The 16,575-nt window shown below is 72.3% G+C and carries 16 protein-coding genes; 10 read left to right on the top strand and 6 right to left on the bottom strand.

What is annotated here, in order from left to right; translation table 11 throughout:
- Nucleotides 1-2 precede the first annotated feature (2 nt).
- The gene (ispG, locus tag AB0B35_RS14230) at nucleotides 3-1,169 is read left to right on the top strand and encodes a flavodoxin-dependent (E)-4-hydroxy-3-methylbut-2-enyl-diphosphate synthase (protein WP_361044900.1); all 1,167 of its coding nucleotides are present in this window, start codon (nucleotides 3-5) and stop codon (nucleotides 1,167-1,169) included.
- Between the two features lie 172 nt (nucleotides 1,170-1,341).
- On the opposite strand, the gene AB0B35_RS14225 is transcribed toward ispG, so the two are convergent.
- Nucleotides 1,342-1,926, bottom strand: coding sequence for a PadR family transcriptional regulator (locus tag AB0B35_RS14225; RefSeq protein ID WP_361044897.1), 585 nt, complete (start codon nucleotides 1,924-1,926; stop codon nucleotides 1,342-1,344).
- Between the two features lie 159 nt (nucleotides 1,927-2,085).
- Here AB0B35_RS14225 and AB0B35_RS14220 point away from each other — a divergent pair, with 159 nt between their 5' ends.
- A complete protein-coding gene (locus AB0B35_RS14220) occupies nucleotides 2,086-2,922 on the top strand; it encodes a GNAT family N-acetyltransferase (protein WP_361044894.1) in 837 nt (278 codons plus the stop codon).
- 125 nt (nucleotides 2,923-3,047) lie between these two features.
- Nucleotides 3,048-3,563, top strand: coding sequence for a hypothetical protein (locus AB0B35_RS14215; protein WP_360540966.1), 516 nt, complete (start codon nucleotides 3,048-3,050; stop codon nucleotides 3,561-3,563).
- A 197-nt stretch (nucleotides 3,564-3,760) separates the two neighbouring features.
- Here AB0B35_RS14215 and AB0B35_RS14210 read toward each other — a convergent pair whose 3' ends face one another.
- Complete coding sequence (locus tag AB0B35_RS14210; protein ID WP_361044890.1) at nucleotides 3,761-4,981, bottom strand: FAD-binding oxidoreductase; 1,221 nt, start codon at nucleotides 4,979-4,981, stop codon at nucleotides 3,761-3,763.
- 128 nt (nucleotides 4,982-5,109) lie between these two features.
- On the opposite strand from AB0B35_RS14210, the gene AB0B35_RS14205 reads away from it, so the two are divergent.
- The 7 genes from AB0B35_RS14205 (at nucleotide 5,110) to AB0B35_RS14175 (ending at nucleotide 11,795) form a co-directional block, all read left to right on the top strand.
- Nucleotides 5,110-6,453 carry a glutamine synthetase family protein gene (locus tag AB0B35_RS14205; protein ID WP_361044887.1) on the top strand — a complete coding sequence of 448 codons (1,344 nt, stop codon included), beginning with the start codon at nucleotides 5,110-5,112 and terminating at the stop codon, nucleotides 6,451-6,453.
- A gap of 2 nt (nucleotides 6,454-6,455) precedes the next feature.
- Complete coding sequence (locus AB0B35_RS14200; protein WP_361044970.1) at nucleotides 6,456-7,799, top strand: aldehyde dehydrogenase family protein; 1,344 nt, start codon at nucleotides 6,456-6,458, stop codon at nucleotides 7,797-7,799.
- Between the two features lie 96 nt (nucleotides 7,800-7,895).
- Nucleotides 7,896-8,660 carry a 3-oxoacyl-ACP reductase gene (locus AB0B35_RS14195; protein WP_166386873.1) on the top strand — a complete coding sequence of 255 codons (765 nt, stop codon included), beginning with the start codon at nucleotides 7,896-7,898 and terminating at the stop codon, nucleotides 8,658-8,660.
- A gap of 5 nt (nucleotides 8,661-8,665) precedes the next feature.
- A complete protein-coding gene (locus AB0B35_RS14190; RefSeq protein WP_361044884.1) occupies nucleotides 8,666-9,409 on the top strand; it encodes a gamma-glutamyl-gamma-aminobutyrate hydrolase family protein in 744 nt (247 codons plus the stop codon).
- A 175-nt stretch (nucleotides 9,410-9,584) separates the two neighbouring features.
- Complete coding sequence (locus tag AB0B35_RS14185) at nucleotides 9,585-10,142, top strand: pyridoxamine 5'-phosphate oxidase family protein (protein WP_360540976.1); 558 nt, start codon at nucleotides 9,585-9,587, stop codon at nucleotides 10,140-10,142.
- Nucleotides 10,143-10,152: 10 nt separating this feature from the next.
- On the top strand, nucleotides 10,153-11,010 hold the full coding sequence (gene map, locus AB0B35_RS14180; RefSeq protein ID WP_360540978.1) for a type I methionyl aminopeptidase: 858 nt from the start codon (nucleotides 10,153-10,155) through the stop codon (nucleotides 11,008-11,010).
- Between the two features lie 59 nt (nucleotides 11,011-11,069).
- Nucleotides 11,070-11,795 (top strand): VIT1/CCC1 transporter family protein, encoded by a 726-nt coding sequence (locus tag AB0B35_RS14175; RefSeq protein ID WP_361044967.1) that lies wholly within the window; start codon nucleotides 11,070-11,072, stop codon nucleotides 11,793-11,795.
- Nucleotides 11,796-11,997: 202 nt separating this feature from the next.
- Here AB0B35_RS14175 and AB0B35_RS14170 read toward each other — a convergent pair whose 3' ends face one another.
- The 4 genes from AB0B35_RS14170 to AB0B35_RS14155 form a co-directional block, all read right to left on the bottom strand.
- Complete coding sequence (locus AB0B35_RS14170; RefSeq protein ID WP_361044882.1) at nucleotides 11,998-12,462, bottom strand: nitroreductase/quinone reductase family protein; 465 nt, start codon at nucleotides 12,460-12,462, stop codon at nucleotides 11,998-12,000.
- A gap of 132 nt (nucleotides 12,463-12,594) precedes the next feature.
- The gene (locus AB0B35_RS14165; protein WP_361044879.1) at nucleotides 12,595-15,261 is read right to left on the bottom strand and encodes an ABC transporter permease; all 2,667 of its coding nucleotides are present in this window, start codon (nucleotides 15,259-15,261) and stop codon (nucleotides 12,595-12,597) included.
- On the bottom strand, nucleotides 15,258-15,977 hold the full coding sequence (locus AB0B35_RS14160) for an ABC transporter ATP-binding protein (protein ID WP_361044876.1): 720 nt from the start codon (nucleotides 15,975-15,977) through the stop codon (nucleotides 15,258-15,260). Before AB0B35_RS14160 ends, AB0B35_RS14165 begins: the two co-directional genes overlap by 4 nt.
- Entirely contained in the window at nucleotides 15,974-16,537 is a 564-nt protein-coding gene (locus AB0B35_RS14155; protein ID WP_360540987.1) for a PadR family transcriptional regulator, read from the bottom strand. Before AB0B35_RS14155 ends, AB0B35_RS14160 begins: the two co-directional genes overlap by 4 nt.
- Between the last annotated feature and the right edge of the window lie 38 nt (nucleotides 16,538-16,575).

Genomic DNA, 16,575 nt, shown 5'->3' with positions numbered 1-16,575 from the left:
CTGTGACTGCGATCAACCTGGGTATGCCGGCAGCTCCCCCCGCGCCGCTCGCGCCGCGGCGCAAGAGCCGACAGATCATGGTCGGCAGCGTGCCGGTCGGCGGCGGAGCCCCGGTCAGCGTGCAGTCGATGACGACCACCCTGACCTCCGACGTCAACGCGACCCTGCAGCAGATCGCGGAGCTCACCGCTTCCGGCTGCCAGATCGTGCGGGTGGCCGTGCCCTCCCAGGACGACGTCGAGGCGCTGCCCGCGATCGCCCGCAAGTCGCCGATCCCGGTGATCGCCGACATCCACTTCCAGCCGAAGTACGTGTTCGCGGCGATCGACGCGGGCTGCGCGGCGGTGCGGGTGAACCCGGGCAACATCCGGCAGTTCGACGACAAGGTCAAGGAGATCGCCGCGGCGGCCTCGGCGGCCGGTGTGCCGATCCGTATCGGCGTGAACGCGGGCTCGCTGGACAAGCGCCTGCTGGAGAAGTACGGCAAGCCCACCGCGGAGGCGCTGGTCGAGTCGGCGCTGTGGGAGTGCTCGCTGTTCGAGGAGCACGGCTTCCGGGACATCAAGATCAGTGTCAAGCACAACGACCCGGTAGTGATGATCAAGGCGTACCGGCTGCTCGCGCAGCAGTGCGACTACCCGCTGCACCTGGGTGTGACCGAGGCGGGCCCGGCGTTCCAGGGCACCGTGAAGTCGGCGGTCGCGTTCGGCGCGCTGCTGGCCGAGGGCATCGGTGACACCATCCGGGTGTCGCTGTCCGCCCCGCCGGTCGAGGAGATCAAGGTCGGCACCGCGATCCTGGAGGCCCTGAACCTCAAGGAGCGCGGCCTGGAGATCGTGTCGTGCCCGTCCTGCGGCCGCGCCCAGGTGGACGTGTACACCCTCGCCGAGCAGGTCACCGCGGCTCTGGAGGGCTTCCCGGCACCGCTGCGGGTCGCCGTCATGGGCTGCGTCGTCAACGGCCCCGGCGAGGCCCGCGAGGCCGACCTCGGCGTCGCCTCCGGCAACGGCAAGGGCCAGATCTTCGTCAAGGGCCAGGTCATCAAGACCGTGCCCGAGTCGTTGATCGTCGAAACCCTGGTCGAAGAGGCCATGAAGATCGCCGCCGACATGGGCATCGACCCGCTCGGCGACGACGAGCCCACCCCCGCGGTGGTCACGGTCCACTGACCCGCTGAACCCCGAGAAAGGCCCCGTTCCTCAGGAACGGGGCCTTTCTCGCATCTCTCCCCATCGGCCAAGATCGCGACGATCTCGCGTGAACTGTTACCGATCTGACCGGCGGGAGTGTGTCGTCCCCACCGTTCGCGCAAGATCGTCGCGATGGTGGGGGCGGCGCGGGTCATGAGGCGAGGATCGAGTAGAGCTTGCGCTTGGTGTCCTGGAGGGTTTCCAGGGCTTGCTGGCGTTGGGCGGGGGTGCCGGTCATGGCCACCTGGCGCAGGGCGGACATGATGGCGAAGCCGGCCTCGCGGAACTCCTGGGACTGGGCGATGTGCTCGGCGTCGAAGTCCTGCCAGGGGCGGCCGTGGCCGGACTCGCCGGCGCGCTCCGCCTCGGTGCGGCCGGTTTCGGTGAGGGTGAAGCGTTTGCGGCCGCCGGTCTCCTCGCTGACGATCAGGCCCTCGTCTTCCAGCAGCTGGAGGGTGGGGTAGATCGAGCCGGGGCTCGGGCGCCAGACGCCGCCGGTGCGGGTCTCCAGTTCGGAGATCATCTCGTAGCCGTGCATCGGGCGCTCCAGGAGCAGGCCCAGCACCGCCGCGCGGGTGTTGCCGCGGCGGCCGCGTCCCCGGCCGTGTCCGCGCCCGTGGCCGAAGCCGCCGGGGCCGAACGGCGGCCGCATCGGGCCGAAGGCGAACAGGCGCGGGTCGTGGCCGTGCCCGTGGCCGTGTTCGTGCATGTCGTGTCCGTGGTGTCGTCGGAACATGTCCGGCTCTCCTCATCGTGTCGTCCGCTGGTGCGGATCTCTTTGACTATCGCTGACGTATCAGCGATGTGTTTACGATATATCGGCAACGTGTCGGCGACAACCTGCTTTACCGGGGATACCACTGGCGGGCCGCGCGGATCTCATTAGGCTGTGGTCATGCTCACCCTTCCGGTGCGGCAGCTGGCCGAAGCTGACCGCGCCGCAGTGGAACGCCTGCTGGCGGCGTATCCGATCGCGGCGGCGCAGGTGGCTGAGCGGGTGGCGATCCGCGGGCTGGGTTGGCGTGCCGACGGGCGGCTCTACGGCTACGGCAGCCGCCGGCAGCCGGAGGCGGTGCTCTGGTCGGGCGGGCAGGTCTCCCCGGTGGGCGCTGACGCCGCCGCCGTGGCCGCGTTCGCCGAGATGGTCTCCGGGCAGCCGCGGGTGTGCGCGTCGCTGGTCGGGGAGTCCGGGGCGGTCCTCGGCCTGTGGGACCTGCTGCGGCCCGCGTGGGGTCCCGAACGCACGGTGCGCGCCGACCAGCCGCTGCTCGTCGTGGAGAACCCGCCCGCGGTGGCGGCCGATCCGCTGGTGCGCCAGGTGCGGCCCGACGAGGTCGATCTCGTCTTCCCGGCCTCGGTGGCGATGTACACCGAGGAGGTCGGGGTGTCGCCGCTGGGCGACGACGGCGGACGGGGTTATCGCGGGCGCGTGGCGGAGCTGGTGAAGGCGGGGCGGTCGTACGCCCGGATCGTCGACGGCACGGTGGTGTTCAAGGCCGAGCTGGCGGTGGTGACCCGGCATACCGCGCAGGTGCAGGGGGTCTGGGTGGACCCGTCCTGGCGCGGGCGCGGCTTCGCGATAGCCGGCATGGCGGCCGTGGTGCGCGATGCGCTGCGCCGGGTCGCGCCGACGGTGAGCCTGTACGTCAACGACTTCAACACCCCGGCCCGCCGGGTGTACCAGCGGCTGGGCTTCCGGCAGGTGGGCGCGTTCGCGACCGTCCTGTTCTGACGGTCCGGCCGACGGCGCGCCACGCCGAAGCCACGACCATTTTCGTGACTTTGCGCACCTAGCTAACTACGTTAAGTAACGATAGTGGCTGACCGATTGTGACGGCCGGCGAGGTGACTACCCCTATGGGGCGGATCGTAAAACAGCTCTCTGACACCACCACGAAGTACTACTGGTATCCCGGAGAGAAGCAGGAGTGGATCCGCGCCGTGGTCGCCGTCGGCACCGGCGGCGCGTCCGCCGCCCTGCTGATGCTGCTGACCCGCAACACCCTCGCCGCGGTGGTCACCGGCTGCGCGGTCACGCTCGCCGTGTCGGGCTTCAACTTCGGCCGCCGCGACGCCAAGGCGCTGTCCGGCTTTCCCAACCTCAGCGACAAGGCCGCCCGCCGTGCCGCGATCTCCCACTCCGGGCGGGCGGCCTGGCGGGCGAGCGCGCACGGTGTGGGCGGCGCGGTGGCCGCGATCGTCGTGCTCAACCTGGCCCACCACGGCTGGGTCGCCGACTGGCTGCTGCCCGTCGTGCCCGCCGTGGTCGGCGCGCTGGCCCACCAGACCGGCATGATCTGGGAGCAGCTGGCCAGCACCGTCGCCAGCCCTGGCCCCGCCGCCGCCCCGGCCGCCAAGCCGTCGACGGAGTGACCCCGCCGCACCTGCCGCCGGTGACGGCGATGGTGATCGCTGGTTCCGGTCATGATCTGTGGTCAGACCGCAGGTTTTGACCTCAACCAGCGATCTCTTCCGCCGTCGACGGCACGCGGCGCGGGCTCGGCGTTAATAAGGGCACCTTCCTCTACGTATGGCGATGGGAAGGTGCCCTTCCTTCGGGCAAGGCGGGGTCAGCGGCGGAGGGTGTCGAGGGCGCGGGAGGTGGTCCAGTCGCGGTTGGCGGCGGGGGCGCCGAAGCGTTCGGGGAGCAGGGCGTCGAGTTCCCAGCTCGGGGTGCCTGATGTGATCCACTCGGCCAGGTGGCGGCCGATGCCGCCGGACAGGGCCATGCCGTGCAGGCCGAACCCGGCCGCGATCCACAGGCCGGGCAGCGCGGAGCGGCCCGCCAGCGGGACGCCGTCGGGAGTGAACGCCTCGACCCCGTGCATGATCTTCGCGAGCTTGGTGCGGCGCAGTTCCGGCATCCGCTCGCCGGCCAGTTGCCACAGCGGGGCGAACGCCGCCTCGTCGGGTGCCGCCATTTCACGGGCCTTGGCCAGGGGTTCGGCGTCGCCGGCCGGCCAGGCGGGCACCGGGTCGGGGCGGCTGCCGCCGACGATGACGCAGCCGTTGGCGGCCCGCAGGTAGAGCGACTGCTCGGGGATCCGGCAGGTGGGGGTGGCGTCCGGGTCGAGGGCGGGGTGCAGCACCTCGCTGACGCCGTACTGGTGCAGGATCGGCACGACCGGCACCACGACGCCGGCCATCGCCCCGACGGCTCCCGCCGCCGCGCCCGCCGCGTTGATCACGAGCGGGGTCTCGATGACGCCGTCGCTGGTGTGCACCGCGCGGACCTGCCCGCCGGTGGTATCGATGCCGGTGACCCGCACCCCGGTGCGGATGCTGACCCCGTGCGCGACGGCCCCCGCGACCAGCGCGTTCACGAAGTCCTTCGGGCGCACGAAGCCCTCGCCGGGCAGCCAGGCGGCGGCCTGCACGTCGGACAGGTCGAGCCGCGGGACCCGGTTCATGATCGCCGACGCGCCGTGCAGCTCCAGGGGCACGCCCAGCTCGTCGGCGCGGCGGGCCAGCCGGCGCAGCTCGTCGACGTGGGTGTGGCTCAGTGCGAGCCGCAGCCCGCCGACCGGACGCCAGCCCGGGTCGTGGCCGGTCTCGGCGCGCAGCATGGCCGCCAGCGCGGGCAGGTATCCGGCCAGCCGCGCATGCCAGCCGGGCCCGTCCGGTCCGCGCATGGAGGTCACGAACCCGGCGGTGTGCCAGGTGCTGCCCTCGGTGAGCTCGTGCTGCTCCAGCAGCACGGTGTCGCGCCACCCGGCCCGGCCGAGGTGGTATGCCAGGGAGCAGCCGACCACGCCGCCCCCGATGATCACCGCCCGTGCGCTCGCTCCCATCTGGTCAGTGGTACCCGCTGCGACCCCCGAACGGAAGGGGTCCGTCACAACTTTGCGTGCCCCGCCACGAGCAGCGATGCATTCGGGTTTGTTGACGTAGGTGGGTGCGGGCGGTAGACCTTGTGTGCATGTGGTCGGTGGAGCGCCTGCGCGCGATGGTGGAGGCGGGCGACATCGACACGGTGTTGCTGGCCATGACGGACATGCAGGGACGCCTGCAGGGCAAGCGGCTGCACGCGGCGTATTTCCTGGACGAGGTCGTCGGGCACGGCAGCGAGGCGTGCAACTACCTGCTCGCGGTGGACGTGGAGATGACCCCGGTGGACGGGTACGCCGTCTCCGGCTGGTCGCAGGGGTATGGCGACTTCGTGCTGCGGCCTGACCTGGACACGCTGCGCCCGATCCCGTGGCTGCCCGGCACGGTGCTGGTGATGTCCGACGTGCTGTGGCACGACGCGAGTCCGGTGGTCCAGTCGCCGCGGCAGATCCTGCGGCGGCAGCTGGACCGGCTGGCCGAGCGCGGGCTGACCGCGTACATCGGGACCGAGCTGGAGTTCGTGGTCTACGCCGACACCTACGAGCAGGCGGCGGCCAAGCGCTACCAGGGGCTGACCCCGGCCAATGGCTACAACGTGGACTACTCGCTGCTGGGCACGTCCCGGGTGGAGCCGCTGCTGCGGGCGATCCGGCTGGGCATGGCCGGGGCAGGGCTGGCCCCGGAGAGCGCCAAGGGCGAGTGCAACCTGGGCCAGCACGAGATCGCCTTCCGGTACGCCGAGGCGCTGAAGACGGCCGACCAGCACAGCATCTACAAGCACGGGGCCAAGGAGATCGCCGCCGCGCAGGGCATGTCGCTGACGTTCATGGCCAAGCCGAACCAGCGCGAGGGCAACTCGTGCCACATCCACTTCTCGCTGCGCGACGCCGACGGCAGGCCGGTGATGGCCGACCACGACCGGTTGAGCCCGCTCGGCGAGCGGGTGCTGGCCGGACTGCTGGCGACGACGGCCGAGATGAGCGTGCTGTACGCCCCGAACATCAACTCGTACAAGCGCTACCAGGCGGGCTCGTTCGCGCCGACGGCGCTGCGCTGGGGTCGCGACAACCGCACCTGCGCGCTGCGCCTGGTCGGCCACGACCACTCGCTGCGGGTGGAGCACCGCTCGCCGGGCGGGGACGTGAACCCGTACCTGGCGATCGCGGCGCTGGTGGCCGGGGCGCTGCACGGCATGGACCACGAGCTGCCGCTGGAGCCCATGTTCACCGGCAACGCGTACGCCGACCCGTCGGCCGCCCGGATGCCCGCCACGCTGCGCGACGCGCTGCTGCGCTGGGAGTCGAGCGCGGTGGCTCGGGAGGCGTTCGGTGACGAGGTGGTGGAGCACTACGGGCACGCCGCGCAGGTGGAGCTGGCCGCGTACGACGCCGCGGTGACGGACTGGGAACTGGTGCGGGGGTTCGAGCGGCTGTGAAGATCATCAACCCGGTCACCGAGGAGCTGATCACCTCGGTGGAGCCGGTCGACGCGACCGGGGTGGACACGGCGGTGCGGGCCGCCGCGAAGGCGTTCGATAGCTGGCGGCAGGTCTCCCCGGGCGACCGGGCCCGGTTGCTGCGCCGCTTCGCGGCCGTGGTCGACGCGCACGTCGAGGAGCTGGCGCTGCTGGAGGTGCGCAACGCCGGGCACACCGTCGGCAACGCCCGCTGGGAGGCCGGCAACGTACGCGACCTGCTCGACTACTACGCGGGCGCGCCGGAGCGGCTGTGCGGGCGGCAGATCCCCGTCGCGGGCGGCGTGGACGTGACGTTCCACGAGCCGCTGGGGGTGGTCGGGGTGATCGTGCCGTGGAACTTCCCGATGCCGATCGCGGCGTGGGGCTTCGCCCCGGCGCTGGCCGCGGGCAACACCGTGATCGTGAAACCGGCCGAGACGACGCCGCTGACCGCGCTGCGCCTGGCCGAGCTGGCACTGGAGGCGGGGCTGCCCGAGGGCGTGCTGACCGTCCTGCCGGGCCACGGCGAGGTCACCGGGCAGGCCCTGGTGACCCATCCGGGCGTACGCAAGATCTGCTTCACCGGGTCCGTCGAGGTGGGCCGCCAGATCATGGCCGCCTGCGCCGCCGACCTGACCCGGGTGACCCTGGAGCTCGGCGGCAAGAGCTCCACCCTGCTGTTCGCCGACGCGGATCTGGACAGGGCCGCCGCCGCGCTGCCCGGGGCCGTGTTCGACAACGCCGGGCAGGACTGCTGCGCCCGCTCCCGCCTGCTCGTCCAGCGCGAGGTGTACGACGACTTCCTGGCCCTGCTGGAGCCGCACGTCGCGGCCTGGCGCTGCGGCGACCCGATGGACCCGGCCACCGGCATGGGCCCGCTGATCACCGCCGAGCAGCGCGCCCGGGTCGCCGGTTACGTGGCCGGCGCGGACGTGCTGATGCGCGGCGACGCGCCCGCTGGGGCCGGTTTCTGGCACCCCGCGACGGTGCTGGCGGCGCGCGACCCCGATGAGCGGCACTGGCGCGAGGAGGTGTTCGGGCCGGTGCTGTCCGTGCTCCCGTTCGACGGCGAGGACGAGGCGCTGCGGCTGGCCAACGACACCGAGTACGGCCTGTCCGGATCGATCTGGACCCGGGACGTGGGCCGCGCGCTGCGGCTGGCCCGGGGCGTCGAGGCGGGGGTGCTCAGCGTCAACTCCCACTCCTCGGTGCGTTACTGGACCCCGTTCGGCGGGGCCAAGCAGTCCGGACTGGGCCGCGAGCTGGGGCCGGACGCCCCGCTGGCGTTCACCGAAACGAAGAACGTCTTCATCTCCACCGAGTGAAAAACCAGCGGTGCCCCGCCCGCATCCCGCACGCTGTAAGCACGGGTCGCGGGCGCCACCGGTCATCGGACAGCGAAAGGCAGGCAGAGGCAGGGCATGGGGCGGTTGCAGGACCGGGTGGCGGTCATCAGCGGGGCGGCCAGCGGCATCGGCGCGGCCACGGCGCGGCGGTTCGCGTCCGAGGGCGCGTACGTCGTCGCCGTCGACCTCGCGGAGGAGGCCGGCAAGAAGATCGCCGAGGAGGTCGGCGGCGAGTTCGTGCAGTGCGACGTCTCCGACGAAGAGCAGGTGCGCGAACTGTTCGACGGCGTGGCGGCCCGCCGCGGCCGGGTCGACATCGCGTTCAACAACGCGGGCATCTCCCCGCCCGACGACGACTCGATCCTCGACACCGGGCTCGACGCCTGGGAGCGGGTGCTGCGGGTCAACACCACGAGCGTCTACCTGTGCTGCAAGTACGCCCTGCCGCACATGCTCGCCCAGGGCAAGGGCTCCATCATCAACACGGCCAGCTTCGTCGCCCTGATGGGCGCGGCCACCAGTCAGATCGCTTACACCGCCAGCAAGGGCGGCGTGCTCGCGATGAGCCGTGAGCTGGGCGTGCAGTTCGCCCGGCAGGGAGTGCGCGTCAACGCGCTGTGCCCCGGCCCGGTCGCCACTCCGCTGCTGATGGAGCTGTTCGCGAAGGATCCGGAACGGGCCGCTCGCCGACTCGTCCATGTGCCGATGGGCCGGTTCGCCGAGCCCGCCGAAATCGCCGCGGCGGTAGCGTTTCTCGCCAGCGACGACTCCTCATTCATCACCGCCTCCCAGTTCGTCGTGGACGGGGGCATTACCGGGGCCTATGTGACGCCGTTGTGAGCGATGTGACCAGACCGTTGATCGGTATCACCACCTATGTGGAAGCCGCCCGATTCCTCGTTCACGACACCCGCGCCGCGCTGGTGCCCTGGGCCTATGTGGAGCAGGTGACCCAGGCCGGCGGGCGGCCCGTGCTGGTGCCCCCGCAGCCCGACGGCGGCGTGGAGGTCCTCGACGGCCTCGACGGCCTGATCGTGGCGGGCGGGGCCGACGTGGAACCGGCCCGCTACGGCGAGACGCCGCACCCGAAGGTGTACACCAGCCCGCTGCGCGACGCGGGCGAGCTGCCGCTGGTGCGCGTCGCCCTGAAGACCGGCCTGCCGCTGCTCGGCGTGTGCCGGGGTATGCAGGTGATGACCGTGGCCAGCGGCGGGCGGCTGCACCAGCACCTGCCCGACGTGCCGGGCACGGGGCAGCACTCCACGACGGGGCCGACGAAGGTGTACGCCGAGCATCCCGTGAACTTCGCCACCGGCTCGCGGCTGCGGGAGCTGTACGGGCCGGAGGCGGTCGTGAACTCGTACCACCACCAGGCCGTCAAAGACCCGGGGCGGCTGGTGCCGACGGGCTGGTGCACGACCGACGACATGATCGAGGCGGTCGAGCACCCGGACCACCCGTTCGCGGTCGGCGTGCAGTGGCACCCGGAGGACATGGCGACCAACGCGCTGTTCCTGGCACTGGTCAACGCGGCCACCCAGGTCCGCCACGCCCGCGCCAACCGCGCGGAGTTCTTCGCGACCGTCTGACCGGATCCGTTCTCGCCGGCCGCCGCCGGTTTTCTATCGACGCGGCCTGTCACATCGACTTCGATCTCGTCTGAGTCGATGCGACAGGCCAGCGTCCATTCAGGGCGGGGCGGGGCGGTGTCCCGTCAGGTGGTGCGGGGCGGCGGAGGGGCTCCGAGCGGGGTAGCGTCGCGGCATGGGCAAGGTGTACGAGCTGATCGACGACCGGATCCGTGACTTCCTGCTGGCGCAGCGGGTCTTCTTCGTGGCGACCGCGCCGTCCGACCCGGATGGCCACGTCAACGTCTCCCCCAAGGGCCTGACCGACTCGTTCGCGGTGCTCGGCCCGCACCAGGTGGCCTACTACGAGTACGGCGGCTCCGGCATCGAGACCATGGCCCACCTGCGCGACAACGGCCGCATCGTGCTGATGGTGTGCGCGTTCGACGGGCCGCCCAAGATCTACCGCCTGCACGGGCAGGGCGAGGCGGTGCTCGCCGAGGACCCGCGGGCCGCCGAGCTGATCGCGCGGTTCCCGGCCCCGCCGCACGTCGGCCTGCGCAGCATCGTCGTGATCGACGTCACCCGGGTGTCGGACTCGTGCGGCTACGGCGTGCCGCTGATGTCGTACGAGGGCGACCGCGACCTGCTCGTCCAGTTCTGGGACCACAAGACCCCCGAACAGCGCGAGCACTACCGGGCGACCCGCAACGCGCACAGCATCGACGGAGCCCCCGTCTTCGCCGAGCGCTAGAGTTCAGGGCATGAACGGCCGTGCGACGCTGACCCCAGGCAAGCTCTCCCCGTGGCGGGAGGTGCCCGCCCACATCCCCCGTCCCGAGTACGTCGGCCGCAAGCAGCCGAAGCGCTGGGACGGCCCGCTCACCCAGGACGCCGAGTCCATCGAGAAGATGCGGGTCGCCGGGCGGATCGCGGCGCAGGCCGTGCAGCTCGCGGGGGAGCACGCCAAGCCGGGGGTCACCACCGACGAGATCGACCGGCTGGTGCACGAGTTCCTGCTCGACCACGACGCGTACCCGTCGACGCTGGGCTACAAGGGCTTCCCCAAGTCCTGCTGCACCAGCCTGAACGAGGTCATCTGCCACGGCATCCCGGACTCGACGGTGATCGAGGACGGCGACATCATCAACGTCGACGTGACGGCGTTCAAGGACGGGGTGCACGGAGACACCGACGCGACCTTCTGCGTCGGCGACGTGGCCGAGGAGGCCCGGCTGCTGGTCGAGCGCACCCACGAGGCGATGATGCGGGGCATCAAGGCGGTCGCGCCGGGCCGCCCGATCAACGTGATCGGCCGGGTCATCGAGTCGTACGCCAAGCGCTTCGGCTACGGCGTGGTGCGCGACTTCGGCGGGCACGGCATCGGCCAGTCCTTCCACAGCGGACTGTTCGTGCCGCACTACGACAACCCGAACGCCGACACCATCATGGTGCCGGGCATGACGTTCACCATCGAGCCCATGATCACGCTCGGCTCCATCGCGTACGAGACCTGGCGCGACACCTGGACCGTGGTCACCAAGGACCGCCGCTGGACCGCCCAGTTCGAGCACACGCTGGTGGTCACCGAGTCCGGCGCGGACATCCTGACGCTGCCGTGAACCCCGACAAGCCCGACCCCGCCGTCACCGCCGAGAGCGGTGCGCGCGCGGCCGGGCCTGTGCCGCCCGAGGGTCCCCGGCCCGAGGCCGTCAAGCCGATCGACCACGAGCACGCCGACGTCTCCGGCGGCTGGCTGCGCGCGGCGACGTTCGGCGCGATGGACGGGCTGGTCACCAACATCGGCCTGATCGCGGGTGTGGGCGGTGCCGGGGTCAGCGCGCACACCGTCGTGCTCACCGGCGTGGCCGGACTGGTCGCCGGGGCCATCTCGATGGGGCTCGGCGAGTACGCCAGCGTGCGCACCGCCAACGAGCAGATCGAGGCCGAGGTCGCCAAGGAGCGCCGGGAGCTGCGGCACAACCCGGCCGCCGAGGCGGCCGAGCTGGCCCAGCGCTGGATCGACCGGGGCATCTCGCCGGAGCTGGCCCGGCAGCTCGCCGAGGACCTGCGCGCCCAGCCCGACGAGGCGCTGCGCATGCACGTACGCGAGGAACTCGGCATCGACCCGGACAGCAAGCCGAGCCCGTGGACGGCGGCGATCTCGTCGTTCGTCTGCTTCTCGGTCGGCGCGCTGATCCCGCTGCTCAGCTACCTGTTCGGCAGCGAGTCGCTGTGGCTGGCGCTGGGCATCGGCGGCGTGGGCCTGTTCGTCGTCGGCGCGCTGACCTCCCGCTTCACCCGCCGCCGCTGGTGGTCCGCCGGCCTGCGCCAGCTCCTGCTCGGCGCGGCCGCCGCCGGCGCCACCTACCTCATCGGCGCCGCCATCGGCGTCAACACCGCCTGACGGGCAAAGGAAGGGCACCTTCTTAACGCTTCGCGTTATAGAAGGTGCCCTTCTCAGCACCCAACGACCGCTGAGCCGCGGGTTCCGGAGCATTGCGCCGGTGCGACCCCAGCGGCGGCACGGGTTCGCGAAGGCGACCACGGGACCGTGCCCGGGTCGGGCGTCGCACGCGGCTCGGACCATGGGCCCAACCCGGCCCGTCTCAGCGCGGCACGAGGCTGAAGATCCGGATCACCCGGTTCGAAGCGCGCTCCTGGTAGGTCTGGTAGGCGGGCCAGACGGTCAGCAGCATCCGCCACAGGCGGTCGCGTTCGTCGCCTTCGGCCAGCGCCCCGCGCACCGGGATCTCCCTGCCGCCCAGCGTCACCACAGCGTCCGGGGTGGCGAGCAGGTTCGTCGACCAGGCCGGGTGCCCCTGCTGGCCCCAGTTCGAGCCGATGACCACGTAGTTGTCGCCGTCGCGGACGTACACCAGCGGCTGGGTGCGGGGCTGGCCGGACTTGCGGCCGGTGGTGGTGAGGATCAGCGTGGGAAGCAGGCCCAGCGCCACGACCCGGCCTTTGGTCAGCTTGGCGACGGCGCGGTCGGCCGGGACGAGGAACCTGCCCGTACGGGCGAACCAGCGGCGGTGGCCCAGGTATCGGGCAAGGCGGGGGAGCATCGGCACAGTGTGCCGCAAGCGGCCGCGACTGAAAAGTCTTCATGTCTGTGGTGCGGCCGACCGGCTCAGCCGCCACCAGGCGTGAGGAAGGGCGCCTTCCACAGCGCGGAGCGATGTGAAGGCGCCCTTCCTTCGCCGTCACAGGCGGCGTTCGATGGGGAGGCGGGAGCGGGTGAGCAGGCCGGCGGCGGCCATCGCCACGAGCGGGACGGCCAGCACGACGGCGATGGTGTCCCAGGGCAGGACCAGCCGCATCGGGACGTCGCCGATGCGGATGTGGCCGCCCGCGTTCATGGCGAAGATCAGCACGGCTGCGGTGCCCGCGCCGGCCAGCACTCCGAGCAGCGCGCCCAGCCCGGAGATGACCCCGGACTGGCTCAGCGACAGCAGCCGCCTTACCCGCGGGCTGGCCCCGACAGCGCCGAGGGTGGCCAGGTCGGCGCGGCCGTCCGCGGCGGCCAGGCCGGTGGCGATGCCCGCCGCGCCGAGCGCGACCAGCGCCGCTACCACCGCGAGGACCCAGATCACCGGCTCCTCGCGGTACTGCGCACCCAGCTCGATGTCCACGTTGAGGTTGTCGGCCACCGCGTGCACGGCGGCCCTGAGGTGCTCGGATTCGGCCGGGGAGGGGATGTGCCCGACAGCCGCCAGCACCGTGTCGCGGCGCAGGCCGAGACCCAGCCGTTCGGCCAGCGCGGGCGTGGTGACCGCGAACGCGGCCGTCTGCGTGCCGCCGGGCAGCGCCGCGCCGGGCACGGTCACCGGCGTGCCGCGTACGCCCTCCTGCTGCTCCTTCCAGTCGGTCACGAAGACCGTCACCATGCCGTCGTCCAGGTATTTGGGGTCGGCGACCACGATGCCGCCCGCGGCCAGGACCTGCCGGGCCGGTGCCAGGTCTGCCGAGGGCGCGCTGCTGATCGCCGCCAGGGCGGCCACGTCGTCGATGACCGCGAACTGCATCGAGCCGATGCCCATCTGGTAGGCGCAACGGGAATCCTCCCGAGCGGCCCGGTCCCGTTCCTCCGGCGTGGTGTTCGGGTCCTCGACGGCCGGGCAGCGTTGCGCCGGCGGCAACTCGAGCTCCGGCGAGCAGTAGTGCTCCTTGGCCCGGTCGGCGCAGACGACCGACTGGAGCACGTACGGCCGCGCACCGGGCAGTGCCTGGCGTACCGCGTCGGAGATCCGGGCGACGTCCGGTTCGGGTGCGCTGTTCTCGGCCATCTGCTGGACCAGCACGTTGCCGACGGGCAGCCGCGGGTCGTAGCTCTCGTACGCCTGCTGCTGCTCGCTGCCGAGGAACGCCCCGATCGCGACCGCCCCGGCGACCGCGGCCATCACGGCCGAGATGGCGGGTGCGGCGGAGCCGCGGTTGCGGGCGGTGTCGCGCAGCGCGATGCGCGGCGCGAGCGGCAGCCACCGTCCGGCGCGGGCGATGAGCCCGACCAGCGACGGGGTGAGCAGCACCAGACCGAGTTCGCCGAGCACCAGGCCGGCCATGATGGCGGTGGTGCCTGCCGTTGCGGCCCCGGCGACGGCGATCGCCGCGCCCACGGCGACCAGGACCAGGCCGAGGGTGATCCAGCGTTTGCGGGAGCGGGTCTGGCCCCGGCGTCCCGCCAGCACGGTGACGACGCTCTGCCGTGCGGCGGTGAACGCGGGCACCATCGCGGCGGCGAGTCCCGCGGCGACCGCGAGCGCCACGACGCCGAGCTGAGCGGCGGGGAAGAAGCGCACGCCCCCGGCGCGGGCCAGGACCAGGTTCTGTTCGAACAGCGGGAGGGTCAGCACCGCGGTGGTGATGCCGACCGCGACGGCGGCGACCGCCGCGGCCAGGCCGAGCACCACCCCGTCGGCGAGCACGATGCGCCGCAGGTGGGAGGGGGTGCCACCGGTGGCGGCGACCAGCACGAGGTCGCGGCTGCGCCGCCGGGCGCCGACCGCGAAGGCCGGCCCGGCCAGCAGCACGACCTCCAGCATGATCAGCACGACGAGGATCGCGCCGAGGGCGATCTCCTCGACGTCGCTGCTGTTGCCCGCCACGACGACGTCCGGCACGGTGGGCGGGTCGAGGACGACCGCGCGGCTCTTGACCAGGATGCCGCGCTGGTTGAGCTGCTGAACGTCGGCCCAGAGCAGGGGTGCGGGCGTGTCGACGACCCAGCGGGCCGAGGGCGGCAGGATGCCCGGTCGGAAGACGACCGTCTCGCGCAAGGAGGTCGGGAACTCGACGATCGCGGTGACGGTGTACGTGTAATCGGGCCGCGCCGTGCGGATGGTGCCACCGACACCCACGCCGAGCCGGTCGGCCAGCCCTTCGTTGAGCGCGACCTCGTCGTTGCGCGTCGGCGCGGAGCCGTCCAGCAGTTCGACGAAACCGGACAGCCGCGGGGAGGTCAGGTCCACGCCCCGGGCGCTGACACCGCCGATGCCGTCCGGGGTGTGGACGTCGACCCCGCCCTCGGTGATCTGGCTGACGGTCGAGCCGGCTGGCAGCGCCGCGAGCAGCTCGGCTGCGCTCGGCGACGACGGGCGCGGCGCGCCGGTGCTCTCGTATCCGTCCCCGGCCGGCGACTGGGTGAGCGGGCCGTCGCTGATCCATTCGACCTGGGCGTCGTGCTGCCCGATCTGGCGGGTCAGCTCCTCGACCGGGGTCAGCCGGTGCATGTCGTACGCGGCCGCGACGAAGGACATCATCGCGATCGGCAGCCCGATCATGGCGACGACGAGCGCGGACCGGCCCCGGGAGCGCAGCACCTCCCGGCGTGCCATCCGCAGTGCCGGGGCCCAGCCCCGCAGCCACCTCATGACGCGGTCTCCAGCAGCTGCTCGGGCTGGGTCAGCGGGCCGGACGCGTCGACGATCCGGCCGTCGCGCAGGAACACCACCCGGTCGGCCCAGGCGGCGTGCCGGGCCTCGTGGGTGACCAGGACCGCCGCCGCCCCCGCGTCGACGCGGGCCCGCAGCAGCCGCAGGACCGCCTCGCCGGTCACCGAGTCCAGGGCGCCGGTCGGCTCGTCGGCCAGCACCAGGCGGCGCTCGCCGACCAGGGCGCGCGCGATGGCGACGCGCTGCTGCTGGCCGCCGGACATCTCGTCGGGGAAGCGGTCGGCGTACCCGTCGAGCTCCACCTCGGACAGTGCCGTCTCGGCCAGCGGGCGGGCCTTGCGGGCCGAGACGCCGTCCAGCTCCAGCGGCAGTGCCACGTTCTCCGCGGCGGTGAGGCTGGGCAGCAGGTTGAGGGCCTGGAAGACGTAGCCGACACTGCGGCGGCGCAGCCCGGCCAGCTCCCTGCGGCGCAGCGTGGACAGGGCGAGGCCCTCGACCAGCACCTCGCCCGTGTCCGGGGCGTCGAGCCCGCCGGCCAGGTTGAGCAGGGTGGACTTGCCGGAGCCGGACGGGCCCATGACGGCCACCAGCTCCCCGGCCAGCACGTCGAGGGTCACTCCGGCCAGGGCGTGCACGGCCGCCTCGCCGGTGCCGTGGGTGCGGTGCACGTCGCGCAGTTGCAGGACGGCGGTCATCGCCGGGCCTCCCGTGGGGTGTCGTCGTGTGACGGCAGCGGTGCGGCGGCGGGCTTCTCGTAGCGCACCAGGGCCGTCTCGCAGTGGTCGAGCCAGCGCAGCTCGGCCTCGGATTGGAAGATCATCGCCTCGAGCACGAGCCGCCAGGGCAGCTCGGCGTCGGTGCGCTTGAGCCGGGTGTACTCCTGCAGCGCGCGCATCGTCGCGCTGCGCTGGGTCTGCACCACCGCCTGCACGTCTATGCCGGGCGTGGTGATGGCGAGGGCGAGTTTGATCGCCAGCTCGTCGCGGGGCCGGTCGGCGCGGGCGATCGGGGTCGCGAACCAGAGCGCGAGCTCGGTGCGGCCCTCCCCGGTGATCTCGTACGGGCGCTGCCCCCCGTCGTTCTCCGGCAGCGCGCGCACGAGGCCGTCGCGTTCGAGGCGGTTGAGGGTGGTGTAGACCTGGCCGATGTTGAGCGGCCAGGTGGAGCCGGTGGAGTCTTCGAATTCGGCGCGCAGCTGGTAGCCGTAGCGGGGGCCGCGTTCGAGCAGGGCGAGCAAACCATGCCGGATGGACATGGCTACTGAGTATGCATACCCGGTATGCGGAAGGCAAG

Source organism: Catellatospora sp. NPDC049133 (assembly GCF_040648455.1).
Taxonomy (GTDB): domain Bacteria; phylum Actinomycetota; class Actinomycetes; order Mycobacteriales; family Micromonosporaceae; genus Catellatospora; species Catellatospora aurea.
Note: the sequence above shows the minus strand (reverse complement) of the source record. Positions and strands in the feature narration are given on the sequence as shown.